We start from the raw sequence: 22475 nt of genomic DNA on the forward strand, positions 1-22475 counted from the left end.
CTCGGCCGAAAGCGGCCATGCCTATCATCTCTGGCTGGCGATGGTTAGATGTGGCTCTTCAGGCTGTGGCGATGGGAGCTGCATTCGACGTGAACTACCCAAGCTTATATCTCCAAGAGTAGATCAATAAAGCATCAAAACTTTGAAGTTTCAGCACAAAAATTCTAGGAACTGTTGCATGGGGGGGTTGTCGATTTAAACCAATGGCTCATGCTGCAATAACACGATATAGACTGCGGTAAGAGACTAGTACTCGTTGTCGCCGGGAGCGCGCGCCCGGCTTGGCCTAAGCTTGGCAGCAAGAGCGGCTTGCTGGAGACCCCCCATGCGCCACCTCTTCCTGATGCGTCACGCCAAGGCTCGCCAGGCTAGCAGCGACATGAGCGACCACCAGCGGCCGCTGCGCCGGCGTGGGCTGCGACAGGCCGCCGCCATGGCCGGCCCCCTGCAGCGCTGGGGCGCCCTGGCGGGTGAGATCCACGTCAGCAGCGCGCGGCGCACCTGGGAGACCCTGGTGGCCCTTGATGCCGCCGTACCCAACCTGGGCCTGGCCGCACGGGCCCACCGCCAGGATGCACTCTACGCCTTCGCAGGGGAGGCGCTGCTTGACTGGGTGAAGCGTCTTCCCGACCCGACCGAGCGGATGCTGGTGATCGGCCACAACCCGGCCCTGGTGGAGCTCGGCCGTTGGCTCTGCCATGACGCGCCAGATCGGCTGCCCACCGGCGGCCTGCTGCATCTCGTCCTGCCGGGTGGCCCCTGGCAGGCACTTGCGCCCGATTGCGCCCGGCTTGCCGCCAGCCTGGTGCCGACGGCGGCCAGCCACTCGCTCTTCCAGCGCCGTGCCCCCGCGCCGCGCGCGCAGGGAAAGGCCGACCTGGCTGCCTGCCTACAGATGCAGCTTGGGCATCTCTACGCCCTGGTCAGAGCCCTCGAGCCCGGGGTGATGGCCGGTGCCGACCCCGAATTCCTGCACCAGTACCGGGTCAACCTGCGTCGCAGTCGCGCCATCGGCGAGGCGCTACTGGCCACCGCCCGCGCCTCTGGGCGCGACAAGGTGCCCGGCCTGAAGCGCCACCTCAAGCACCTCAAGCGGCGCGCCCAGGACACCAGCGACCTGCGCGACCTCGATGTCTTCCTGGCGCGCCTGGCAACCGCGCCGCCCGCCGCGGAGGAGGGCACGCGCCGTGCTCTTCACGGTTGGCTGAGCGAGCGGGCTCGCGGGGAGCAGCAGCGGCTCTGCCAGCAGCTTCGCCAGCCGGACTATGCCGTGGAGATGCAGGCCTGGGAGGCCTACCTCGAGGGTGAAGCGTTCCGTGAAGCCCTGGCTCGGATAACCCCGGCGCGTATCGAAGCGGTACTCGCCGAGCGCATCGCCGACCACAACCGCGACCTTGTCGCCCTCTCGCTTGAGGCCCCGGACCAGGCCTTCCACGACCTGCGCAAGACCGTGAAGCGCATCCGTTACCTGGCCGAGCTGCAACCGAAGCGCCACCGTGCGCTGCTGGCCGACCTGAAGCAGCGCCAGACCCTGCTGGGGGAGCTCCAGGATCTCTGCACTCGGGAAGCCTGGCTTGCCGCCTTCGTCGAGAGCGGCGCGGCCCCCGCCGACGCCAGCGCTGATATCGCCGCCTGGCAGGCCGCCCTCCAGACCGAGAAGGACGCCCAGCGCGAGGCGATCATGACGCTCGCCCCGCTGAACGCCTGAACGGCAGCAGCGCCGCCGATCATCCGGGACCCTACATCTAGGCGCTGATAAGCCATTAAGGCAATAGCATCTGAATAAGCGCTTCCCGCTCCATCTCCAGCATCTCTTCCACCATTGGGTTCTTCATCGGATCGTCGCTGGCTTGCCACTCCTCTAGCAGGGGAATGGCTTCGGGTGATGCGGCCAGGCGAGCCGCCAGGACGTGGTTGGCATCCGGGGGGCAGTGATTTCGCTGGCGTAGTCACTCTGCACTTCTGAGTAGCACGCCAAGGCATCGTCCGTGGCTCCCTCCAAACGCTCTTGCAACATGCAGCGCATCAGCCTCCCTTCCTTGTGTAACTCTCCTTCTTTAAGAATATCCAGATCAGCCTTGGCCGCAGCGTAGTGGCCTAGGCTAGCGTTTAGCTGTGCGCGGCTGTTGAGAAGATCGGTGTCGGTTGGGTGCTTTTCGAGACCCTCATCGTAGATCCTGAGCACATCCTCTAGCTGGTTGGCATCGCCATGTGCTTTGATAAGTGCTGCGTTGGCACGTTCCTGGTAGTGCTCTGCTGATTCGCCTTGGGCCGGTGAGCAGGCGGTAAGCAGTAGGGTGGCTAGCGCAATAAGTAAGCTGCTTTTCACAATGGTTCTACCTCGATCTCAACGGCGATGCTTGTCGTGCGGGAGGCCAAGTTACCTGAGCCGCTGGAATAGAAATAGCCGCCGTTCAGTTGAAGCGCCAGGCGGCGGGGCGGCATAGGCAGTGAGAAGTCGGCATGGCCAATGGGGTCGAAGTTGTCATCAGGCCAGGTGGAAATGCCCGCTTGACTTCGAGAAATGGGACGGAGAACTCGCGATACTTCAGTGCGGGCACTTCGATGTCTTTCGATGCAATATCGGTCGTCAGGGTAGTAAGAAAATCGCCGAGTAATGTATAGCCGCTTGTACTGGAGGGGGAGGGTAGAGGCACCGGAAACGATGTGGTGCGGCCCTCCTTTACAGGAGCAGGCCACCTTATCGCCAAGCTTTGCCAGATCCATGGACTGGTACCTTCGATCTCGTACCCTGAGTGATTATCGATTATCACTATCGTTGGTGCCTTGGCTACCGATGGGACGGGATTTCAGCAATCTCTTACAGCAATGTAAGCAATGTCTTACAGCGCTGTTTTGGTGATTCACACTCAGAAGCGATCAGCCAGGAACGGCGCTATATCCACCGCGGGTTCTTCGCCATCCATCATCTGGGCGAGCCACTGCCCGGCAGCTTGGCCTGGCCTACGACGTTTCTCTCGCAACGTATCGTCAGCAGCAAGCCCCCGCGACGATTGAGAGGGAGTAAATCAATCATAACTCGCTGGCGTCGACCTGTATGTGATGGATGAAGTGGGTCAAGCAGGCTGCCGCAACAATGAGGAAATGCGGTTGTTGCGTCTTGGTGGTTTTAAATATTAGAATGTATAAATGTTGCACGCTATGGAATAGTCTAACGGCGCCCCATAGATCTATCAGCCACGGTAAGGGGCTGGCCAGTTTGGCAAGAGCTGCTGGAAACCGTTCCCTATCGCGTCATGTACGACGTAAGCAGCAAGCCACCCGCGACGATCGAGGGGAAGTGATCTTCGCGAAGTGGTTTATCCGCAAGGTAAGTACCCCGCAACGTTAATGTAATTCCTAAGGAAAGGTATGTTTCACATCTTTAAAGAACTTTACCGGCTCCGTCCGATGAGCGAGCCGCGCCAGGATCGTCACCGCTACTGGCTGGCTGCCTACTTGCTATTAAGCATACAGTTAGGCAGTGCGTTTCTTATGAGCCAAAGCCGTTTCTTATGGGACATGACGCCAAGATTCTATCCTGAAGCCATCTTTTGGGGTAGCTATTTCACGCCGCATGTCTCAATGGATCTCGCATTGATCGCTCTGTACACCATCGTGGGTATGAACGCCTTCGGCCGGGTTTGGGGTAGCCTCGCCGGGGTCGGCATATTCTCATTAGGGGCTTCGGGCTCAGTGTTCAACTGGGCGACATCGAATCCTATGGATGAGCATCTTTGGTATTCACTACTATCGACAGGGGGGCTGGCAATAATGGGCGTAGTGGCGCTGCTCATGGGGTTCACGTTACGCTCTCTTCGCGATGTCGAGCCGTCGCATGCGCTCTTGCGACAGCGGCCGGACATGCCTGCGGAAAAACAGCTGGACTGCCTGGCCTTCTTGCGCCGTTACCTGTTAGCCCACTTGGTGATCAGCGTAATAGGTGTCGCAATTAGCACCATCATGTTTTGGCGTCTTAACAACCAATCAGGGATGGGTTACTATGGGGCAGCCGATTCAACGCTAAAGACCGGTGGTTTTTTCCTACTGCTACTGGCAGTGGTGGGATGCATCTGGATCCTCAAGCTAGTCGCCAAGCGATTGAACAGTTTCACCGATGCTACGGTGGCAATTTTATGCTGGGGTATAGGCCTGACAGTCGTCATCGGAGGCGGTACGATCTGGCTGGCAATAAACGAGTTTTATGCTAACGGGTGGCTGTTTCTACTGGCGAAAACCATCGGTCTCAGCCTGTGGCCTATCAGCATTGCCGCTCATATTTATTTGCTAACCAATCCCGCGAAACAGCCCTCATCCGCAGAGACGGAAATGGCGGAACCATCGGCGCAGGCACCTGCCACTTCACCACAGATCGATACCTGACGCCCCCTACCAAGCGACCATGACCAGCTTCACAGATGTGCCGGCATGGTCGCTGATCATCAGGGACCCAGCATCTAACTCCTGGTGGACTTATATTCAGAAGCGATCGACGCGGAACGGTGCCATATCCACCGCGGGCGTTTCGCCATCCATCATCTGGGCGAGCAGTTCGCCGGTGGCGGGGCCCAGGGTAAAGCCCTGATGGCCGTGGCCGAAGGCGAGCCATAGTCCGGCCTTGTCGGGAGCAGGGCCGATCACCGGCTTCATGTCGGGCAGGCAGGGGCGGGCGCCTTTCCAGGGTTGGCCGTCGCGGCGCTTGCCCAGCGGAAACAGCTTGCGTGCCACCTTCTCGGCGGCCGCCAGCTGCTTGTACTGGGGCGGCGAGTCCAGGTCGGCAAGCTCGGCGCCGGTGGTCAGGCGAATCCCGGCGCGCATCGGTTCGAGCAGGAAGCCCTTCTCGGCGTCCATCACCCAGTGGTTGAGCTTGGCGCCCTCTTCCGCGGAGTAGTGCATGTGGTAGCCGCGCTTGACGAACAGCGGCACCTTCATGCCCAGCCGTTCCAGCATATCGCCGGCCCAGGGCCCCAGGGCCACTACCACTTGGTCGGCCTCCATTGGCCCCTCGCTGGTCTTGACCTGCCAGCCGCCCTCGACCTGGAGTACGTCCTCGACGCTGGCCTGCATCACCTTGCCGCCCTGTTCGGCAAAGCTGCGGGCGTAGGCCTGCACCAGGCCGCCCGGGTCCGAGACCATCCACGGCTGCGTCCAGTGGATCGCGCCGATCAGCCCCTTGTCCAGGTGCGGCTCCTTGGCGTGGAGCGCCTCGGCGTCCAGCACCTCATACTCGACCCCGAAGCGCTCGTGGTTTTCTCTGGCTTTTTCCTGGCACGCCTCGAACGCCTTGCGGGTGCGGTAAAGTTCCAGCCAGCCGCCCTGGCGCACCAGCGCCTCGGCGCCGGCGGCCTCGATCATCGGCGCGTGGGCATCCTGGCAGCGCATGATCAGCGATGCCCACTCGGTAACGATGCGCTCGTAGCGCTTACCGCTCGAGTTCAGCCAGTAGTTCAGCAGCGGGCCCGCGGCGTTCATCATGCCGGTGGGGCGGTAGCGGATATCCACCTTGCGGTTGGGCACCACTCGCAGCAGGGTGCCGATATCGCGGGGGAAGGCGTAGGGGCGCACCGCCTCGCGCTGGATGATGCCGGCATTGCCGAAGGAGGTCTCGAGCCCCGGCTCGCGGCGGTCCACTAGGGTGACGTCATGACCGCGACGCACCAGATGCCAGGCTACGGATACGCCGACCATGCCGGCACCAAGAACGATGATATTGCGGGCCATGAAGGTCTCCCTGCCGATGAGAATGGAGGCTCCGCCGCGGGGCAGAGCCTGTTACGGGCGGAGTTTATCAGCACTTCCCAGAAGATCGGTTATCTTCTGAAAATTAAGATAAAGACACCAATTTTTCACTGATTAGCAGAATATTCGATCGCCATGTTGGCGATAAATGGAGCTTGTTCTTGTGCTGGCTCCAGGGCCTTCTCGCGCCCTCACCCGTACAGCGTAGGTGCTGCCCAGGTGGCTGCCGTGGCCTAATCAACCGCTTCCGACCGTCCACCGCTCTGGCAGCTTGTGGCAGTTGCTCAACAGACGCTGCTGTAGCCTCTCCAGCAGCGTTTGCTCGTTGCCTTGGTGCGCCTCGGGGCTCAGGGTGGCGAGGGTGGCGTCGATGGCTGCCGGTATGCGTTCGGCGAGTTCGAGGCCTTGCTTGATGAAGTAGCGCGGCTGGAATCGCATCGAGCGTGCCAGGGCTTCCAGGTGAGAGCGTTCGATACTGCCGGGGCGATCCTCACCATTGATGCGAAACGCGAAGCGGCGTGCGAGGCCGCTATAGAGCGTGGTGCAGGCGCTGCAAGTCCTTGGCCGGCGTTCCCATCTGCTGCATGAGTCCACGACAGCGTGCCAGGCCGGGGCCGCCGTCGCTTTCGTATTTGATCAGCGAGGGTGTACCGGCGAGCTGGCAGAAATCGAGCTGGTGCAGTCGTCGTAGCCCTCCCTGTGCGTCGGGCACGCGGTCGTAGCGGCGCACGAGGCAAGCGCGGGTCTCGGGCTGGTAGCTGGCGTCGGCAACCTCGAGCCCGAGCTCGGCGGCAAGCTGCATGCAGAAGGTCTCGTTGATGGCGCTGGCCCATACACCTCTCAGGCCTTGAATATCTGGCTTGAGGATATGGCTGGAAGGGGCCAAACCTTCCGGGAAGGCGGGGCTACCGTCTGCCTGCACCATCAGAAGGAGCTTGTCCTGGGCGCCGGCCAGCGAGATCCGCGCCTCTTCGCCCTGCTGCGAGAGCAGAGGCCCCCGTTCCCCGTGCCGCAGGTGCTCCGCCAGGGCTTGCCAGCTGATGGGCCGATAGTGCGGCGGAGCGGGTGTTTCTCCTGGCGGCAGCAGGGTGAAGCCGCTGGCCGTGTCTCCGCCGATGGCGTTAAGCAGACCGAATACGCTAGTGGTGTGGTGGCGAAGCTCAAGGTGACGGCGTAGGTCGTCTTCCGGCAGTAGGTTCTCGAAGTAGGCCAGCACCGCATCACCTGCGTGCTCCTGCTGCGAGAGGGGCAGGGTGGGGGAGAGACTCACCGCTTCAGGGTGCTCCAGCCAAGCGGGGGCATACTCGAAGCGCAGCGGTTGTGCGTCATGCAGCCGTCCGACATGCCTGTCGCCGTGGTAAAGCGCCAGGATATCGTCACTCGCCATGGCGGTTGCCACCCTTGCGCCGTACCACCACCTCGAGCCCCATCAGGTCGAGTACATCCAGCACCTTCTGCAACTGCAGTGTAGGCTTGCCGCGCTCCAGGTAATGCGCCGCTGGCTCGCCCTGGGCCGGTGACTTGGTCATTAAGGCCGCCCTGTCATGGTGTAACAGTGCCCCCTTCCAACTCGTTGACGAGGTGTGCCAAGTCGGTTTCCGGAGGGGCTTCTAGCAGAGGCTCCAAGGCGGTGGCGAGGGCCAGCAGGCGGTCGTCTTCGCCCAGCGGAGCGCATAGTTCGAGCCCGACCGGTAGGCCACTGTCGGTAGTGCCGGCCGGTAGCGACAGGCTCGGTAGACCCGCGCTGCTCAGCGGTGTGGTATTGCGGATATAAGCTTCGAAGCGGCTAACGTGGTGGCCGCCGATCACCAGCTGTTCGCTGTCCGGCGTCACCAGCGGGCGTGCTGCTATCAGGGTGGTTGGTATGCACAGGGCCTCCAGCCGGTGGGTCTTGAAGCTGTGTTGGAGATAGCTCGTCAAGGCCGGCGAGTGGTGGATAGCGGAAGGATAGGCGTTAGCTTGTTCACGGCTCAGGGTTCTCTCGAGTAGTGCCCTGACATCATCGCAGGCGACCTGGGTGACGATCTCCTCGAGCGTTATCCGGCGGTTATCTTCGTCCAACCCGAAAGTCTGCAGGAAGCGGGGAATGGAGGTCAGCGGTTCGTGCAAGTTGATGATCGGTGAGACACGGGCATTCAGCTCGCCTAGTCTGTCGAGCTCGATCTCGACCAGTTCTACCCCGGCATCGGTTAGCCGCTCCAACGCCCGTGTTAGCGGTCGACGAGACTCGCCATCCAGCGCCGACCAGAACCAGGACGCTATACCCAGTCGTAATCCTCGTGGGGTGGGGGTAGGAGCGAGTCGTGGCATGCCGCTCAGTACGTCGTCGAGTAGCCGGATGTCGGCAACTGTCCTGGCCATGGGGCCCACGGTGTCGTGGCGTGGGCTAATTGGCAGGAAGCCGTGGCTGTTGTAGCGGCAGGTTCGGCTGGACGGGTGATGCGATGGGCGGAAGCCGACGATACCGGTCAGCGCGGCGGGAATACGTAACGAGCCGCCGGTATCAGTGCCGAGGCCACAGGCCACGATGCCTGCGGCGATCGCTGCGGCATTGCCACCCGACGAGCCACCGGCGATGCACTCCGGGGCATGCGGGTTGCGTACGCTGCCGGGGTTGGCGAGACGGTGCACGCAGGTGGTGCCTGAAGCCATTTCGTGCAGGTTGGCCTTGCCGAGCAGGATAGCGCCGGCATCCATTAGATGTTGCAGTGATGGGGCGTTGCCCTTGGTCCGGAAGTCGCGTAGTGCCGGTGTAGCTGCGGTGGTGGGTAGCGCGGCGCTAGCGATGTTGTCCTTGGCCAGCAACGGCAGGCCGGCCAGGGGTGGCAAGGGCTCCCCCGCGCGGCGTCGGATATCGATACAGCGTGCGGCGTCCAAGGCGCCCTGGGCATCGAGCGATACCACTGCATTAAGGCCCGCCAGGCGTCGTGCGCGTGCCAGGCTAGCGGTGACCAATGCCTCGGCGCTGCAGTCACCTTCGACGATCCTGCGAACTATCTCCTGAGCGCTTGCTGCCAACAACTCATCGGACATTTATCTTTCCTCGGGGGATCATCGCCAGAACACCAAGCGCCGCTCCAGCCACGAGATCAGGCCAAAGAATAGCAGGCTCATGATCGAGGCCAGGAAGATCGCCGCCCACACGGTCAGGAAGTCGCTCATCACCACCGACTGGAAGATTGTCCAGCCCAGCCCCTGGTAGGCACCGAGCATCTCGACGACGATGGTGGCGATGATGCTGCGCACGGTGGACAGCCGCAAAGCCGTCATGATCGCTGGCAGGGCGGTCGGCAGGCGTAGCCTGGTCATGATGGTCAGCGGCCCAGCGCCGAAGCTGCGCAGCAGGTCGATTGAGCGCTGGTCGGTCTGGTTCAGGCCGCCGAGCGTGCCCAGCAGAACCGTGAAGCCGACTTCGCAGGAGACGATGATCACCTTCGATTGCATGCCCACACCGAACCACAGGATCACCAGGGGCGCATAGGCGATCATGGGGACCGTGTTGATCGCTACGACGATGCTCAGCAACGACTGGCGAATCGACTTCATGAAGGTCAGGGCGATGGCCAGCGTCAGGCCGACGAGGGCGCCGATCGAGAAACCGGCGACGGCTTGGAACAGTGTCACTCCTGCCGCACCAAGCAGATTGGCCAAGTCGCTGTAGACCTGGCCGACGATACCGCTCACCGGGGGCAGCAGATAAGCGGGGATCTCCAGCAGGTGTACCGCCAGTTCCCAGAACAGGAAGAAACCCAGGATACTTAGCGCGGCCCACAGGCGGCTTCCGACGTATTCCGTCATGCTGCACTCCTTCTCTTGATGGCCGGGCTCATGCGCGCGGTTGCCAGAACAGCATGACGCGCTCCATCAGTGCCACGGCGGCGAAGCTCAGCGAGCCGAGCAGTGCGACCAGCAGGATGGTGGCCCACAGGGTGACCATGTCCTCGTTGTACATCGACTGCAGTAGCAGTACGCCGAGGCCGGTGGTGTCGCCGAACCATTCGCCTACCACCGCCCCGGACAGGCTCAGCGCCACGGCGAGTTTCAGGGCGATGAAGATGTCCGGCAGCGCCGAGGGTAGTTGCAGTCGCCATAGCAGTTGATGGTCGCTGGCGCCGAAGCTGCGCAGCAGTCTGATCTGGGCGGGATCGACGCTGCGCAGGCCAGCCAGGGTGTTGACGGTGATGGTGAAGAAGGTCAGGTAGAAGGCGATCACGGCTTTGGACAGCAGTGAATTGCCGAACCACATCACCACCAGTGCGCCGAAGGCAATCACTGGAATCGTCTGGGAGACGATAAACAGCGGCAGCAGCAGCTGCCGAAGCAGCTGGTGCCGGTGCAGCAGCACGCCATTGATCAACCCCACGAGGGTGCCCGCAGCAAGCCCGATCAGCATCTCGCTGGCAGTGCGTATGAAGCCAGCGATGAAGGGCGCAGGGTGGCGATGCATCATTGAAAATATCGCATCGAGCCCTGGTAGGTAACTGGCCGGCACGCCGAGCAGTGCGGTGCTGGCCTGCCAGACCAGCGCCAGGCCCAACACCGTCAAGCCAAGCCTGGTCGTGGCTCCGTGGGCTAGCGTCGCCAGGCGGGGCTTCATGGCATCCGCTCGTCTTTGTCAATGGCTTCAAGGATGCGGGAATCGAAGGCGATATCGAGATCGACATCGGACCCGATCACGTCGTAGCGCCGCAGCAGGTCATGCTCCTGCTCAAGCGTCTCACGGTCCAGCCAGTAGAGGCCGAACTCTTCCGCCGGGCCGGCTGTCATCAGGCGCTGCATCTCGCTGAGCATTGCTAGTTGGTGGTTGCGGTCCAGCGTTGGTGCCCACTGCATGACGGTATCCACTGCAGCGTCGTGATCGGAGAACGCTTCTTTCCAACCTTTGAGAGTGGCACGCACGAAGCCCTCGACCAATTCCGGTCGTTCGGCGAGAGTTCTCTCGGAGACAATCAGTGCATCGCGAGGGAAGGTGATGCCGTAGTCGTCAGGGCTGAAGATACGCAGGTTCTCTTCGCCAACTCGATTGCGGATGGTGTTGAGCTCGTTGTACCAGGTGGCTGTAGCGACATCGACGGTGCCGTCGACGAATGGTGTGACGCTGACCTGTTGAGGTTGGATGTTGACCGTTTCGCGATCGATTCCCTGTTCGGCGAGCATCGCGTAAAGCACGTAGTTGGCGCCGGTGAACCAGGTTGTGACACGGTGACCGACGAAATCCTCGAGGGTCTCGATCGGACCATCCTGCTTGGCAACGAAGACGAAATCCGTCAGTTGGGTGCCAAGTCCAATGGCGACCACCGGCAAATCCCTGTCGCGGGCCGCGAACACGCTTTCGGCTCCACCGGACAGGCCGAATGTATCGCTGCCGGATGCCACCAGGTTCTCAGTGAGGATGTTGGGGCCGCCCGGGTTGATGGTCAGGTCAATCCCCTCGTCGGCATAGTAGCCTTTGGCCAGGGCCACGTAGAAGCCGGCGAACTGTGCCTGTGGCAGCCATTTGAGGCGCAGGCTCGCTTGCGTGGACTGTGCCTCGGCGACGCTGCAGATTAGGTAAAGTGCCGCTAACGCCAGGGTAGTGATAAGGCGTTGCCAGGCAGGTTTTGTCGTTATACTCATGTCGATGACTCCGCTGTTTTGGGTTGATGCAATTGTTGTTTGGGTGTTGCAGACGCCATCATTAGGCGCCGAAGGGCCGGTCTCCTTCTACGGTGGTGCGGTGCATGACCCGGCGGTAACGTTGGTCGTCATAGGGTGTCGCACAGTGCATCGTGCAGCGGTTATCCCAGATCACCAGGTCGTGTGCCTGCCACTTGTGGCGGTAGACAAAGGCGTCGCTGATGGCATGGCGATTGAGTTCGTCGATCAAGCTGCGACTTTCCTCGGCGGGTAGCCCAACGATCTCCTTGACGATGTCCTGGCCCACATACAGCGATGGGCGATGGGTCTCCGGATGGATGCGCACTAGCGGGTGGACAACGTCCGGGGTCTTGGCACGCTGCTCTGCGCTTAGCGGTTCACGATCGGCGAAGGCCTTTTCGTAGTAGCCGGTGTAAGAGTGCACGGCCTTGAGCGAGCGGATTTTATCCTTAATTGCTTTGGGCAATGCCTCAAAAGCGGCATGCATACTGGCGAATAGAGTATCTCCCCCCTCTGGCGGCACCTCGATGGCATGCAGTAGCGAGCCCATGCTCGGCTCCTCCACATAGGAGAGGTCCGAGTGCCAGTTCCAGCCCTCTTTGTGGTTACCAATCGGCTTGCCATTTTCAGCGACGTTGGAGAGTACGTAGATCTCCGGGTGATCGGTGGTCAGGAACTGCTTGAGGACGTGGATCATCAGCGGGCCAAAGGTCTTGCTGAGCTCGACATGACGCTGCGCACTCAATGGCTGGTCGCGGAGCACCAGGATGGAATGTTCGTTCAAGGCGGCCTTGAGCGTTGCCATGGTGTCGTCGGATTGGGGCTGCGATAGGTTCAGGCCCTGGACTTCGGCGCCGAAAGCCGGCGTCAGAGGGGTAAGGTTCAGTTGCATCGAAACACTCCTATATGACGGATGGATAGCCATCACTGGCGATAGTCGGGACATTCACGTGCAAGCTGGCGGATCAGGCTCGGCCACTCCCGTTCGCCGTTGATGAGAATGTCGCCGTGTTGCTCCCAGAATTGCCGGGCGGCCTTTTCTGAGGTCTCGTGCGACGGCATCATGTGCTCGCTGGCGTTGGGGGTCGCGGCCTGGATCTGGAGTTGGATTTTTGCGGCGCGCTCGAAGTAGTAGAGCAGCATGAACGCTTCCGCCGGGGTGCGGCCGATGGTCAGCAGACCGTGGTTGCGCATTAGCATGACGGGATGGTCGCCAAGATCACGGATCAGGCGCTGCTGCTCACTTATGTCGATGGCGACGCCTTCGTAATCATGGAAGGCCTGACGGCGATAAAAGCGCATCGCGAATTGGCTCAGCGGCAGCAACCCATCCGGTTGTGTCGACACTGCCAAACTGCAGTCCGAGTGGGTGTGCAATACACAGATGGCGTCGTGGCGGCTGGAGTGAATCGCGCCGTGGATGACGAAGGCTGCGACGTTGACGTCATGGGGTGAGTCGTCGAGCTTTTCACCGTGCAGGTTGATCTTCACCAGGTTGGATGCGGTGATCTCCTCGAACAGCAAACCATAAGGATTGATCAGGAATTCGTCCGGTTTGCCGGGCACACGTGCCGAAATATGGTTGTAGATCATGTCATCCAAGCCCAAGCGTGCGACCAGGCGGTAGCAGGCTGCCAGGTCGATACGCATTTGCCACTCTGAGGCGGTCATGTCGGCGGCACGTTGGGAAGTGTTCAGAGGCATTATGATTGCTCGCAATGTCGGTGATCGGTGGACTCTCAAGGTGTGAAAGACTTCATGCTCTCTTCCTCGAGCTCCTTGAGTAGCTTGCGCTTCAACTGCACGAAGGCCTCGCTGGTCACCACCTCGCCGAGGCGAGGGCGTGGTAGGCCGATGTGCTGTTCCAGCTTGATCCGGCCGGGACGTGCCGACATCACCAGCACGCGGTCGCCGAGGAAGATGGCCTCATCGATGTCGTGGGTAATGAACAGCACGGTGCGTTCATGGTGGCGCCAGATCTCTAGCAGCCAGCGCTGCATCATTGATCTGGTCAGCGAGTCGAGAGCGCCAAAGGGTTCGTCGAGCAACATGAGTTCGCGCTTGAAGAGAAAAGTGCGCATCAGCGCGACGCGCTGGCGCATACCTCCGGACAATTGCTGGGGATAGTGGCGCTCGAAGCCCGTCAGGCCGAACTCAGGCAGCATGTCCATCGCCATCCGGCGTGCTTCGCTGCGAGGCGTGCCCTCAAGCTCGATGGCGAGAATCGCGTTGTCGAGTACCGTTCGCCATGGCAACAGCAAATCCTGTTGCGGCATGAAGGCGACCTGACCGAGCAAGTCGCCCGCGGCGACCGGCTTGCCATGGTGGGAAATTCGCCCCTCATCGGGCGACTCCAGCCCCGCTACGATGTTGAATAAGGTGCTCTTGCCGCAGCCGCTGGGACCGATGACGGTGATGAATTCGCCTTTGCGGATATCCACGCCGAAATTCTCAAGGGCGGTTATCTGGCCGAATCGTTTAGTCACCCCATCCAGGGCGAGGATCGAGGAGCTTTCGATCATCAGGCCAGTGGCGGCGGGGTTGTCCCGAGGCGCGGCGAGGTGGGTGCTGGTCGCAGTCATTGCTGGTTCCTTGTCGAGTGACTCCCGCTAGGGAGGACAGGGTTTGTCAAGTCAATGCACTATGCATGCCAACCTTGCATGGCTTGTTCATGTTTTCCGCCATGTTGTGCTTTCATGGCGCCATGAATAGGATTTAGACAGGCTTCTTGAAATTCCAAGTAGCGGATTCAAGTATTCAAGTCTTTTATTTAGGTATACCTATAGATGTTGATAAGGAACATTGTGATGCAAAAAACATCCACGGATACGCCGGTTTGCACCATCTCGGCACATGGCGAGTCTCTGGAGCAGGAAGGAGCAACGCTGGGGGAGAGCCTGCGCTGGTGGCTGGAGAAAGAAATTTCTCTAGGCGATTTGCAGCCCGGGGCGCGGCTGGACGAAAAGGACATCGCCAAGCGCTTCAATGTGTCGCGAACCCCCGTACGCGAGGCTTTCCGCCTACTGGCCGCTACCGGGCTGGTCGAGTTGCGCGGGAGGCAGGGCGCCATCGTGCGCGAGATCGGTGTCAGCCAGTTGCTGGAAATGTTTCAGGTCATGGCCGAGCTCGAAGGGCTTTGCGCGCGCCTGGCAGCCAGGCGCATCACGGCGGCGCAGCGCGCTAGCTTGGCCGAGATTCATCAGCGCCTGGTAGAGGAGAGCAAGACACAGGACCTAGCCAGCTTCTATCGCATCAATCTGGAGTTCCACGAGGCGATCTACGAGGCATCTCACAACGTATTTCTTGCTGAGCAGACGCGTATGCTGCGCAACCGGGTGGGCGCTTACCGCCGCCAGGTTACTGACCTGCCGGAACGCATCAACAGTACTCTCGAGGAGCACGAGCGGGTGATGAACGCGATCTTCGTTCATGATGCCGAGGCGGCACACAATGCGATGCGCGGGCATTTGACCCTGCTTGGCGACGACCTAATCGACTTCATCGCGCAATTCGGAAGGAGTTGATTGTCAATATTGGCATGCAAGTTGCTTTGTTGTGTATACCTAGTGTTTGTTCAAATAAACAAGGGAGCACAACAATGAAGCTCGAACTACAAGGCAAAACCGTCTTGATCACTGGTGCCTCCAAGGGTATCGGCATGGCCGTGGCGCGGGTGCTGGGTGCCGAGGGGTGCCATCTGCATCTGGCGGCACGCAACCGGGAGGCGATGGAGGGGCTGCGTGATGAGCTCATCGGTGAATATGGCATCGACGTTCAGGTACATGCCATGGACCTGTCCAGCAGTGAGGCTATGGCGACACTTATCAAGCATGTCGGCCCCATCGATATTCTTATCAACAATGCTGGCGACATCCCGGCGGGTTCGTTGGAGATCGTCGACGATGCGGCGTGGCGGCAGGGTTTCGACCTCAAGGTGTTCGGCTATATCACCCTTTCGCGTGCCTTCTACCCGGTGCTGCGCGAGCGTGATGGAGTGATCGTCAATGTGATCGGCAACTCCGGCGAGAACTGGGATGCCAGCTATATCGCCGGCAGTACCGGCAATGCCGCACTGATGGCGTTCACCAAGGCGTTGGGGGGGGCGAGCCTCAACCATGGTGTGCGAGTGGTCGGCGTCAATCCCGGGCCGGTGGCCACTGACCGCATGCTCAAGATCATGAAGCGCAAGGCGGTCGACATGCTTGGCGACGAGGCGCGCTGGGAAGAGCTGTTTGAGAAGTATCCCGGCGGGCGCCCGGCGGAAGCCAGGGAGGTGGCCGACCTGGTGGCATTTCTGTCTTCGCCGCGGGCATCGTACATCACCGGCACCATCGTCACTATCGATGGGGGCATCGCTGCTCGTGGTTCGGTGATTTGAGCGCAAACCCGCCGCCCGCATCCGCTACCCTAATCACCGATCATGAGGCCCCATGATGAGCGACTTGTCAGCTCGCAACCGCTATTTCGACACCCTGTTCGCCGATCGCGAACGGATCTGGATGGGACAGAACACCAACCACATTCCGGCTCACCCGCAGGTGAAGGCCGCTATGCTGGCTTCCATCGACAGTGAGGAGTACAACGCCTATGCGCCGCCCTTGGGATTCGAAGCGCTGCGCGAGGCCATCGTCGCCGACCTGAACGTACCGGGGCTAGAGGCGCTGGTGACCGAAGGTGGTGTCAATGCCTTGGCACTGATCTGCGAGGCCCGCTGCACCCCCGGCACAACGTTCGTCACTACCGACCCGACCTGGAAATGGCCGTGCCAGTTCGCCGAGCGGCGTGGCGCCGAGGTCATCCAACTCCCCATCTTCGACGACGATGGCAAGCTAAGTGCGGTGGATCTGGAGCGGGCAGTCGATGAGCGCACCCGTATCATCTACGTAGTCGATCCCAACAACCCGATGGGCACGCGCTATGAACGCGGTGAGTTGGAGCGCTTCGTGGCCATCGCTCGCGAGTGCAATGCGCTATTGGTCCACGATTGCACTTATCGCGACTTCGCCGCCGGCCACACGCCGGCAGTGGCCATCGATGCCGAGCACTGTGTGGTGACGATAAGCTTTTCCAAGTGGCTGGGGTTGGCCGGCCTGCGCCTGGGAGCACTGGTTGCCACGCCGCGATTGGTCGAGGAATTCGCCACACGCAGCGCCAGCGTGCTTGGTGCCAGTGTCGTGGCCCAGCGCGCCGCGCTAGCCGGCCTGGGTGTCAAGCAGGAGTGGATGGCCCAAGTACGGTGTATCGATGCCGCCAACAAACAGAGGATCCGTGAGTGCGTCGAACGAATTCCTGAACTGCGACTGTTGGTGTGGCCCTCCCACGGCAACTTCCTGGTCATAGAGACTAGCGCTGCAGGCATCGCCCCGGAGGCGCTGGTCGAGCTTTACCGTCGCGAGGGCATCATGATCCGCCAGGGCAGCTACCATACGGCACGCTTCGGTGAGCGCTTCATCAAGGTCAGCACCTCGGTGCCTGAATCATGGGCGATCCAATTCTGCGATCTGCTGCCTGCGCTGGTCGATGCCGCGCGGGGTGTCACCGATGTCGGCCCTCAGTTCTGACCCCTGACCATGGAGCTTTGCCATGCAAGTCGTTACCCATGACAGCATCACGCTATATGTCGAGGAGGTCGGGGTTGGCACGCCGATACTCTTCATTCATGAATTCGGAGGCAACCATGCCAGCTGGGAGCCGCAGATGCGCGGTTTCAGCCGGCGCCACCGTTGCATCTCATATGCCGCCAGAGGCTATCCGCCCTCCGATGTGCCCAGCGATCTGGAGGCATATTCGCAGGCGATCGCCGCCCAAGACGCCTTGGCGGTACTCGATGGATTGGGTATCGACAAGGCCCATGTGGTTGGCTTGTCGATGGGTGGTTTCACCGCCCTGCACCTGGGGCTGTTGGCCCCGGAGCGGGTGCTATCGCTAACCGTGGCGGGTGCCGGCTACGGTTGTGAGAAAGAGCATGAGCAGTATTTCCGCGAGGTATCGCTTGCTGTGGCGGACAACTTCGAACGCCTCGGCGCCGAGGCGTTCGCGCCGGTCTATGCCGAAGGCGCCAGCCGTGTGCAGTTCCAGAACAAGGATCCGCGCGGCTGGCGCGAGTTCGCGGAGCGCCTGGGCACCCACTCCGACCTGGGCGCGGCGCTGACCATGCGTGGCGTGCAGGCCAGGCGTCCCTCCTTCGTGGATATGAGCGAACAGCTGGCCGAGATGTACTGCCCGACCCTGGTCATGGTAGGCGATGAGGACGACCACTGCCTACAGCCTGGGATCTTTCTCAAGAAGACCCTGCCCGCTTGCGGCTTGGCAATCCTGCCCAAGACCGGCCACACCCTGAATCTCGAAGAGCCCGCGCTGTTCAACGCGCTGCTCGGCGAGTTCCTGGTTCAGGTCGAGGCGGGGCGCTGGGAGTGTCGCGACCCTCGGGCGCTGCCGGGGCAGATCATGCGTACCGGTGAGGAGGGGGCAGCATGACGTTACCCGGCGTTGAGGGCGGAAGGCTCTGGCGGCGACTGATGGAGATGGCTGAGATCGGTGCCACGCCCGGTGGCGGCGTTGATCGCCAGGCCTTGAGCGAGGAAGAGTGGCATGCCTGGCGCAAGCTGATTGACTGGGCGGCGGAGAGCGGAGTCCAGCCGTTCATCGATGACGCCGGTAACCTGTTCCTGCGTCTGCGCGGTGAGGCAGGGGGCGAGTTAGCTCCGATCCTTATCGGTAGCCATCTGGATAGCCAGCCGCGAGGCGGACGCTTCGACGGAGTATATGGCGTGCTGGCCGCGGTGGAGGTCTTGGAGACGCTATCGAGCCAGATGCCGAAGCGTTCCCGCGATGTCATCGCCGTAGCTTGGATGAACGAGGAGGGCTCGCGCTTCGCTCCAGGCATGATGGGATCAGAGGCGTTCGTCGGGGCACGTGGGCTGGAGGAGATCCGCCAGGTACGCGACGCGACGGGCATCAGTGTCGGGGCGGCGCTGGATGAGCAGTTAGCGGCCTTTTCTGACGTGCCGCGTATCGCCCCCGGCTTCGCCGTGCATGCCTATGTGGAGCCGCATATCGAACAAGGGCCATTGCTCGAGCGCGAGCGGCTCACCATTGGCACGGTCACTGGCATACAGGGCAAGCGTACGTACCGTATCTCGGTGCTGGGTGAGCAGGGACATGCCGGCACCCAGGTGATGCGCGAGCGACGCGATGCCCTGGCGGTATTCACCCGACTTGCCAGCCTGCTACACGAGGAAATCGGCGGATACGACGCGGAGGTCAAGTTCACCATCGGCTGGATACTGGTCGAGCCCAATGCGCCGTCTGTGGTGCCAGAGCGAGTCACTTTTAGCATCGATCTGCGCCACCCGTGCAACCGCACATTGGCGTTGCTAGGAGCTCGCCTGGTGGCGTTGATGAAGGATGCCGCGTCGCCCTGCGCGGTGAGTGTCGAGCCGTTGGTTGATGCGCCCTCGAATGTCTTCGACCCAGCCTTGCAGCAGCTTATCGCTGCGTCTGCCGCACGTCGCGGCTATCCCTCGACGTGCCTACTGTCGGCCGCTGGTCACGATGCGCGGCATCTCGCCAAACACTGCCCTGCGGCAATGATCTTTATCCCGTGCCGCGATGGCGTTAGCCATGCGGAACACGAATGGGCGGAACCCGAACACGTCACTGCCGGTGCCAATGTGCTACTGGACACGGTCGTGGCGTTGCTGACCTCTCCTGAGGTTGCTGGGCTCTCCAATGTCACCGCGAACCCCAGGAGCCTGTCATGAACGAATCCACTACCGCCATGCCTATGGCCGAGATGCCCGTACAGTATCCCTGTGCTCCCAAGGGGGAGGTTCAGCGCCGAGGACGTTTCTTCAACTCCGGCAATGCCTTCAACATCAAGTTGCCAGCAGTGGCGGCCAGGAGCTTTAAAGAGCAGGCTGAGGCCGCGTTGCAAGGACGGGACAGTGCCACGCTGCTGTGCGACCAGTCACGGACGATGGCCGCGTCCATGGCTGCCACCACCCCGCTAATGCTGGCACGTTATCAGCGCTTCGCCATGGACACGAGCGTGGCTCTGGACTGGCCGGCCAGCGGCCTGCTGGTTTATGTCATCGAAGGGGCGGGGGAGTGCACCTGTGCGGCCGAGGGCTGGGATTGGGCAGACGGTGACGTGATGCTGTTACCCGGTGCGGGAAGGGTGATGCTGCACGCGGGAAAGCGTGGGGCACTGCTTTGGGTGGTCGGTAACGATCCACTACTAGCGTTCGAGGGATTGCTGCCCGATGGCGAGCGGTTATCGGCACCGGTGCATTACGCTGCCGAGGAGATCGATCGGCAACTGACATTGCTCGAGTCGTTGGGTAGCGATGCCGTTACCTCGGGGGCAGCAGTGATCTTCTCTACTGCGAGCCTCGAGGCACAACGTAATGTCATGCCATCGCTGACACTGTCACTGAATACCCTGCAACCTGGCTGTCATCAGCGTGCCCATCGCCACAACTCGGCGGCGATCACCTTGATCTTGCAGGGGGAAGGATGCTACTCGATGGTCGACGGTGAGCGTTGTGATTGGACACCCTGGACAACCATGGTCACGCCGCCGGGAGCCGCTCATAGCCACCATAACGAAGGCGATGCCAAGGCGCTGTTCCTGATCGTCCAGGACGGTGGTTTGCACTACCATGCTCGGACCATGGAATTTCGTTTCCTGGAGTGAATCTGCTGTATGAAGTACTCACTCCGCAATGATACGGTGGCTCAAGTGGCTTCGTGGTTGTGCTCTGGGCGTTTGACTCAGGGCTTCCGGGCGCCGTCCTGATCGCTTGCATGGCGGGGCAGAGCGGAGCTGGGGATGGTGAATTCAATGACCCGCGAGGGGCGATCTTCCGCTCTCAGGAACATCACCCTCAGGTCGCCTTCGATCTGGGATTTGTCTTGAAGAAGGTGGATTTCAAGAGTGTGATTGCTAGGGAGCTGCTGGTGGCCGACATTGATTCTCCGGCCCTGTTCGTCGATCACTGCGCTGAAATGCATCAGAGAAATGTGCCTGCTGCCTTCGACATAGAACAGCAGCCTGTCGGCAAAGTGCTCGCTCCATGCCTCTCCGTAAAAGGGGATAGAGGCGAAGAATTGGCTGAAGAAAAAGTCCATGTCGTCGGAAAGACCTTCGCGTTCCTTGAGCTCTGCGACGACTTCGTTGAATTTATCTTCGTCGGACCAGCGCAGATCAAAGAAGTAGTTTTCGTCCACCAAGATGATCTTTATCTCGGGGTCGCTGCCTTCCAGTAGATCGGTGTGAAGCTTGTCTGATTGATTGGTACAGCCCACTATCATCGTTATGAGCAGCAGTCCGAGAAGTAGCTTCTTGATCATTTGTTACGTGTCCTCCTTGATTCCAGACAAAGGCACTCGCCTGCGGCATGGATCGGCAGCATTAATACTTCAGTGTTTCGTCGGAGCCTGGCTGTGGCATCATAGTGTTCCACAAGATGCTAATGGACAAAATCGAATGATGCACGGAGCCAAACTGTTTTTTCTCGCGGTTCTTCTCACGAGTACCGCGAGCGCGCAGGCGGATATCGATGCCTTGATTGAGCAGATGGCGGAGAAGCACGCGTTTCCAGCTCAGCAGACCCTTGCAGAGGAGATCACCGATGCGCTGATTGAGCGTCTGCAGCAGGAGCCGCTAGAAGCGGTGTATGACGCTCTTTCCGGCCGCGCCCAGCAAAACGTGCATGTTGTGACTTGGGAGGATGGGGACAGGCGAATCGGTCTGGCGACCCTTTGGCACAGGAATAACTATCAACCGGTTCGCTTCAATAGCGAGCGCTTCGCCGACAAGGTGGCCTACAGTCCGGAAGTCTACCCCATCATTCAGTGGCGCCGGGCAGATGGCAGCTGGGCGGCTCAGCCGCTCTACAGCACCGAGGGTGAATGGCCGAATGAGCACACCCAGGGTGCCAAGGCTGATTTCTACGAGATTCACAAGCTAAGCTCCCCAAATCAGGAGCTGTATCTGCTGCTCGGTGTCAACTCGGGTACCCAGTTCCCCGCGTATCTTCCTTTCCTAGTCATTGGCTTTGATGGCGATGAACTGGTGCTGGACTATCCGGCTTTTGAGGAACGGCACCCCTTGCTTGAAGCCACCGTGTACGACAATGATGAACCTGCTGCCTACCTCGATTATTTCAGCTATGACCCGGAGGCGCAGGTAATCACTTTTAGTGGCCTGAGCGAAAAGGACCTGGTTACCGTGCCGGAGGACAGCCGCAAGCTTAGCAGCAAGATACTGAACTCCAGATCCGGAGAAGATCTGGTATTGCAGTTCACTGACGGAAAGTTCGTGCGCGTTGAGTAGCAGGAGCCTTTACCGTTTGGTAATTCCAGGCTGAGTGGGTTGGCCTTCTGCAGCGCTTCTTGCCGGGTGGCTGTCGTTGTTTAGTTCGCAACGCCGCGAATCTTTGCCTCGCCTTCCTCCAACACGCGCCATGCCTGGCGCCTCAGTCCCTGGTCACCCGCTGCCATCACTTCCAGCAGTTGGCGCTTCTCGGCCAGGTAGACGCGGGCGAAACCGCGGTTCCGCGCGACGATACTGATGGTGTTGTCGATCAGGTCGGCGTACTTGATGGTCTGCGCTTCAGGGGAGACCTGAGCCAGCCTGTTGCGCTCCAGCGCCTTGCGGTGAGCGCGGTTGCCGATCTCCAGATCGATGAATTGATCCGTCAGTTCCTGGACCAGGACGGCGACGCGCTGGCCGACGCACTCCTCGATGTCCTGCGCCGTCACGGCGGTATCCTCGAGCACGTCGTGTAGGTGGGCGGCGGCAATCATCTCCGCTGTCGCCGTCTCCACGGCTGACACGGTTTCTGCGACGGCTACCGGGTGATGCCAGTAGGGCTCGCCAGTGTATTTGCGTCGCTGCCCCACGGCTTGGTGGGCGGCGTTGCATCTCCAGCATCTCTTCCACCATCGAGTTCTTCATCGGGTCGTCGCTAGCCTGCCACTCCTCTAGCAGGTCGATGGCCTCGGAAGAAGCCGGGGTAAGGACAAATTCCTCCGCTAGCCGCAAGATAGGTGTCGCATGATTTATGTAGTCTTTTTTATTTAAGCGAGATTCT

The 22475-nt window shown here is 60.8% G+C and carries 22 protein-coding genes and 1 pseudogene; 9 read left to right on the forward strand and 14 right to left on the reverse strand.

Annotation, left to right across the window (positions count from 1 at the left end):
- The first annotated feature begins 325 nt into the window (after window positions 1-325).
- The gene (locus tag CK498_RS14175) at window positions 326-1708 is read left to right on the forward strand and encodes a CHAD domain-containing protein (protein ID WP_095621521.1); all 1383 of its coding nucleotides are present in this window, start codon (window positions 326-328) and stop codon (window positions 1706-1708) included.
- 153 nt (window positions 1709-1861) lie between these two features.
- Here CK498_RS14175 and CK498_RS14180 read toward each other — a convergent pair whose 3' ends face one another.
- On the reverse strand, window positions 1862-2329 hold the full coding sequence (locus CK498_RS14180) for a hypothetical protein (protein WP_095621522.1): 468 nt from the start codon (window positions 2327-2329) through the stop codon (window positions 1862-1864).
- 1043 nt (window positions 2330-3372) lie between these two features.
- On the opposite strand from CK498_RS14180, the gene CK498_RS14185 reads away from it, so the two are divergent.
- The gene (locus tag CK498_RS14185) at window positions 3373-4383 is read left to right on the forward strand and encodes a hypothetical protein (RefSeq protein ID WP_095621523.1); all 1011 of its coding nucleotides are present in this window, start codon (window positions 3373-3375) and stop codon (window positions 4381-4383) included.
- Between the two features lie 96 nt (window positions 4384-4479).
- Here the strand turns inward: CK498_RS14185 and CK498_RS14190 are convergent, their stop codons facing one another.
- The 11 genes from CK498_RS14190 to CK498_RS14235 all read right to left on the reverse strand — a co-directional run bounded on the left by CK498_RS14190 (window position 4480) and on the right by CK498_RS14235 (window position 13958).
- Entirely contained in the window at window positions 4480-5721 is a 1242-nt protein-coding gene (locus CK498_RS14190; RefSeq protein WP_095621524.1) for an NAD(P)/FAD-dependent oxidoreductase, read from the reverse strand.
- Window positions 5722-5976: 255 nt separating this feature from the next.
- Complete coding sequence (locus tag CK498_RS26585) at window positions 5977-6177, reverse strand: hypothetical protein (protein WP_229359075.1); 201 nt, start codon at window positions 6175-6177, stop codon at window positions 5977-5979.
- Between the two features lie 91 nt (window positions 6178-6268).
- Window positions 6269-7126 carry a HipA domain-containing protein gene (locus CK498_RS14195; RefSeq protein ID WP_229359076.1) on the reverse strand — a complete coding sequence of 286 codons (858 nt, stop codon included), beginning with the start codon at window positions 7124-7126 and terminating at the stop codon, window positions 6269-6271.
- On the reverse strand, window positions 7116-7268 hold the full coding sequence (locus CK498_RS14200) for a helix-turn-helix domain-containing protein (RefSeq protein ID WP_229359077.1): 153 nt from the start codon (window positions 7266-7268) through the stop codon (window positions 7116-7118). The genes CK498_RS14195 and CK498_RS14200 overlap by 11 nt, the downstream gene beginning before the upstream one ends.
- Before the next feature lie 13 nt (window positions 7269-7281).
- Window positions 7282-8772 carry an amidase family protein gene (locus CK498_RS14205; protein WP_095621525.1) on the reverse strand — a complete coding sequence of 497 codons (1491 nt, stop codon included), beginning with the start codon at window positions 8770-8772 and terminating at the stop codon, window positions 7282-7284.
- Window positions 8773-8790: 18 nt separating this feature from the next.
- Window positions 8791-9537, reverse strand: a complete 747-nt coding sequence (locus tag CK498_RS14210; protein WP_095621526.1) for an ABC transporter permease — start codon at window positions 9535-9537, stop codon at window positions 8791-8793.
- A 28-nt stretch (window positions 9538-9565) separates the two neighbouring features.
- Window positions 9566-10336: an ABC transporter permease gene (locus CK498_RS14215; protein ID WP_095621527.1), complete on the reverse strand. Its 771-nt coding sequence runs from the start codon at window positions 10334-10336 to the stop codon at window positions 9566-9568.
- Complete coding sequence (locus tag CK498_RS14220; protein WP_095621528.1) at window positions 10333-11355, reverse strand: ABC transporter substrate-binding protein; 1023 nt, start codon at window positions 11353-11355, stop codon at window positions 10333-10335. Before CK498_RS14220 ends, CK498_RS14215 begins: the two co-directional genes overlap by 4 nt.
- 61 nt (window positions 11356-11416) lie before the next feature.
- The gene (locus tag CK498_RS14225; protein ID WP_176475798.1) at window positions 11417-12268 is read right to left on the reverse strand and encodes a TauD/TfdA dioxygenase family protein; all 852 of its coding nucleotides are present in this window, start codon (window positions 12266-12268) and stop codon (window positions 11417-11419) included.
- 32 nt (window positions 12269-12300) lie between these two features.
- Window positions 12301-13080: a class II aldolase/adducin family protein gene (locus CK498_RS14230; RefSeq protein ID WP_095621530.1), complete on the reverse strand. Its 780-nt coding sequence runs from the start codon at window positions 13078-13080 to the stop codon at window positions 12301-12303.
- Between the two features lie 35 nt (window positions 13081-13115).
- A complete protein-coding gene (locus CK498_RS14235; RefSeq protein WP_217987780.1) occupies window positions 13116-13958 on the reverse strand; it encodes an ABC transporter ATP-binding protein in 843 nt (280 codons plus the stop codon).
- Window positions 13959-14183: 225 nt separating this feature from the next.
- Here CK498_RS14235 and CK498_RS14240 point away from each other — a divergent pair, with 225 nt between their 5' ends.
- From CK498_RS14240 to CK498_RS14265, 6 genes are all read left to right on the forward strand, one after another.
- The gene (locus CK498_RS14240; RefSeq protein WP_176475799.1) at window positions 14184-14900 is read left to right on the forward strand and encodes a GntR family transcriptional regulator; all 717 of its coding nucleotides are present in this window, start codon (window positions 14184-14186) and stop codon (window positions 14898-14900) included.
- 74 nt (window positions 14901-14974) lie between these two features.
- Complete coding sequence (locus CK498_RS14245; protein ID WP_095621532.1) at window positions 14975-15754, forward strand: SDR family oxidoreductase; 780 nt, start codon at window positions 14975-14977, stop codon at window positions 15752-15754.
- Between the two features lie 55 nt (window positions 15755-15809).
- The gene (locus CK498_RS14250; protein ID WP_095621773.1) at window positions 15810-16937 is read left to right on the forward strand and encodes a pyridoxal phosphate-dependent aminotransferase; all 1128 of its coding nucleotides are present in this window, start codon (window positions 15810-15812) and stop codon (window positions 16935-16937) included.
- Window positions 16938-16959: 22 nt separating this feature from the next.
- On the forward strand, window positions 16960-17853 hold the full coding sequence (locus tag CK498_RS14255; RefSeq protein ID WP_095621533.1) for an alpha/beta fold hydrolase: 894 nt from the start codon (window positions 16960-16962) through the stop codon (window positions 17851-17853).
- Entirely contained in the window at window positions 17850-19139 is a 1290-nt protein-coding gene (locus tag CK498_RS14260; protein ID WP_095621534.1) for a Zn-dependent hydrolase, read from the forward strand. The genes CK498_RS14255 and CK498_RS14260 overlap by 4 nt, the downstream gene beginning before the upstream one ends.
- Window positions 19136-20074, forward strand: coding sequence for a cupin domain-containing protein (locus tag CK498_RS14265; RefSeq protein WP_095621535.1), 939 nt, complete (start codon window positions 19136-19138; stop codon window positions 20072-20074). Before CK498_RS14260 ends, CK498_RS14265 begins: the two co-directional genes overlap by 4 nt.
- A 77-nt stretch (window positions 20075-20151) precedes the next feature.
- Here the strand turns inward: CK498_RS14265 and CK498_RS14270 are convergent, their stop codons facing one another.
- On the reverse strand, window positions 20152-20730 hold the full coding sequence (locus CK498_RS14270) for a hypothetical protein (RefSeq protein ID WP_095621536.1): 579 nt from the start codon (window positions 20728-20730) through the stop codon (window positions 20152-20154).
- Window positions 20731-20866: 136 nt separating this feature from the next.
- On the opposite strand from CK498_RS14270, the gene CK498_RS14275 reads away from it, so the two are divergent.
- Window positions 20867-21715, forward strand: a complete 849-nt coding sequence (locus tag CK498_RS14275) for a hypothetical protein (RefSeq protein ID WP_095621537.1) — start codon at window positions 20867-20869, stop codon at window positions 21713-21715.
- 80 nt (window positions 21716-21795) lie between these two features.
- Here the strand turns inward: CK498_RS14275 and CK498_RS14280 are convergent.
- Window positions 21796-22290: pseudogene (locus CK498_RS14280) on the reverse strand (HD domain-containing protein); the annotation flags it as partial.
- Window positions 22291-22475: the final 185 nt, after the last annotated feature.

Source organism: Halomonas salipaludis, assembly GCF_002286975.1.
Taxonomy (GTDB): domain Bacteria; phylum Pseudomonadota; class Gammaproteobacteria; order Pseudomonadales; family Halomonadaceae; genus Franzmannia; species Franzmannia salipaludis.

Coding starts and splice junctions, on each gene's coding strand:
- CK498_RS14175 (WP_095621521.1), top strand. CDS start 326: ATGCGCCACCTCTTCCTGATGCGTCACGCCAAGGCTCGCCAGGCTAGC.
- CK498_RS14185 (WP_095621523.1), top strand. CDS start 3,373: ATGTTTCACATCTTTAAAGAACTTTACCGGCTCCGTCCGATGAGCGAG.
- CK498_RS14190 (WP_095621524.1), bottom strand. CDS start 5,721: ATGGCCCGCAATATCATCGTTCTTGGTGCCGGCATGGTCGGCGTATCC.
- CK498_RS26585 (WP_229359075.1), bottom strand. CDS start 6,177: ATGCGATTCCAGCCGCGCTACTTCATCAAGCAAGGCCTCGAACTCGCC.
- CK498_RS14195 (WP_229359076.1), bottom strand. CDS start 7,126: ATGGCGAGTGACGATATCCTGGCGCTTTACCACGGCGACAGGCATGTC.
- CK498_RS14200 (WP_229359077.1), bottom strand. CDS start 7,268: ATGACCAAGTCACCGGCCCAGGGCGAGCCAGCGGCGCATTACCTGGAG.
- CK498_RS14205 (WP_095621525.1), bottom strand. CDS start 8,772: ATGTCCGATGAGTTGTTGGCAGCAAGCGCTCAGGAGATAGTTCGCAGG.
- CK498_RS14210 (WP_095621526.1), bottom strand. CDS start 9,537: ATGACGGAATACGTCGGAAGCCGCCTGTGGGCCGCGCTAAGTATCCTG.
- CK498_RS14215 (WP_095621527.1), bottom strand. CDS start 10,336: ATGAAGCCCCGCCTGGCGACGCTAGCCCACGGAGCCACGACCAGGCTT.
- CK498_RS14220 (WP_095621528.1), bottom strand. CDS start 11,355: ATGAGTATAACGACAAAACCTGCCTGGCAACGCCTTATCACTACCCTG.
- CK498_RS14225 (WP_176475798.1), bottom strand. CDS start 12,268: ATGCAACTGAACCTTACCCCTCTGACGCCGGCTTTCGGCGCCGAAGTC.
- CK498_RS14230 (WP_095621530.1), bottom strand. CDS start 13,080: ATGCCTCTGAACACTTCCCAACGTGCCGCCGACATGACCGCCTCAGAG.
- CK498_RS14235 (WP_217987780.1), bottom strand. CDS start 13,958: ATGACTGCGACCAGCACCCACCTCGCCGCGCCTCGGGACAACCCCGCC.
- CK498_RS14240 (WP_176475799.1), top strand. CDS start 14,184: ATGCAAAAAACATCCACGGATACGCCGGTTTGCACCATCTCGGCACAT.
- CK498_RS14245 (WP_095621532.1), top strand. CDS start 14,975: ATGAAGCTCGAACTACAAGGCAAAACCGTCTTGATCACTGGTGCCTCC.
- CK498_RS14250 (WP_095621773.1), top strand. CDS start 15,810: ATGAGCGACTTGTCAGCTCGCAACCGCTATTTCGACACCCTGTTCGCC.
- CK498_RS14255 (WP_095621533.1), top strand. CDS start 16,960: ATGCAAGTCGTTACCCATGACAGCATCACGCTATATGTCGAGGAGGTC.
- CK498_RS14260 (WP_095621534.1), top strand. CDS start 17,850: ATGACGTTACCCGGCGTTGAGGGCGGAAGGCTCTGGCGGCGACTGATG.
- CK498_RS14265 (WP_095621535.1), top strand. CDS start 19,136: ATGAACGAATCCACTACCGCCATGCCTATGGCCGAGATGCCCGTACAG.
- CK498_RS14270 (WP_095621536.1), bottom strand. CDS start 20,730: ATGATCAAGAAGCTACTTCTCGGACTGCTGCTCATAACGATGATAGTG.
- CK498_RS14275 (WP_095621537.1), top strand. CDS start 20,867: ATGATGCACGGAGCCAAACTGTTTTTTCTCGCGGTTCTTCTCACGAGT.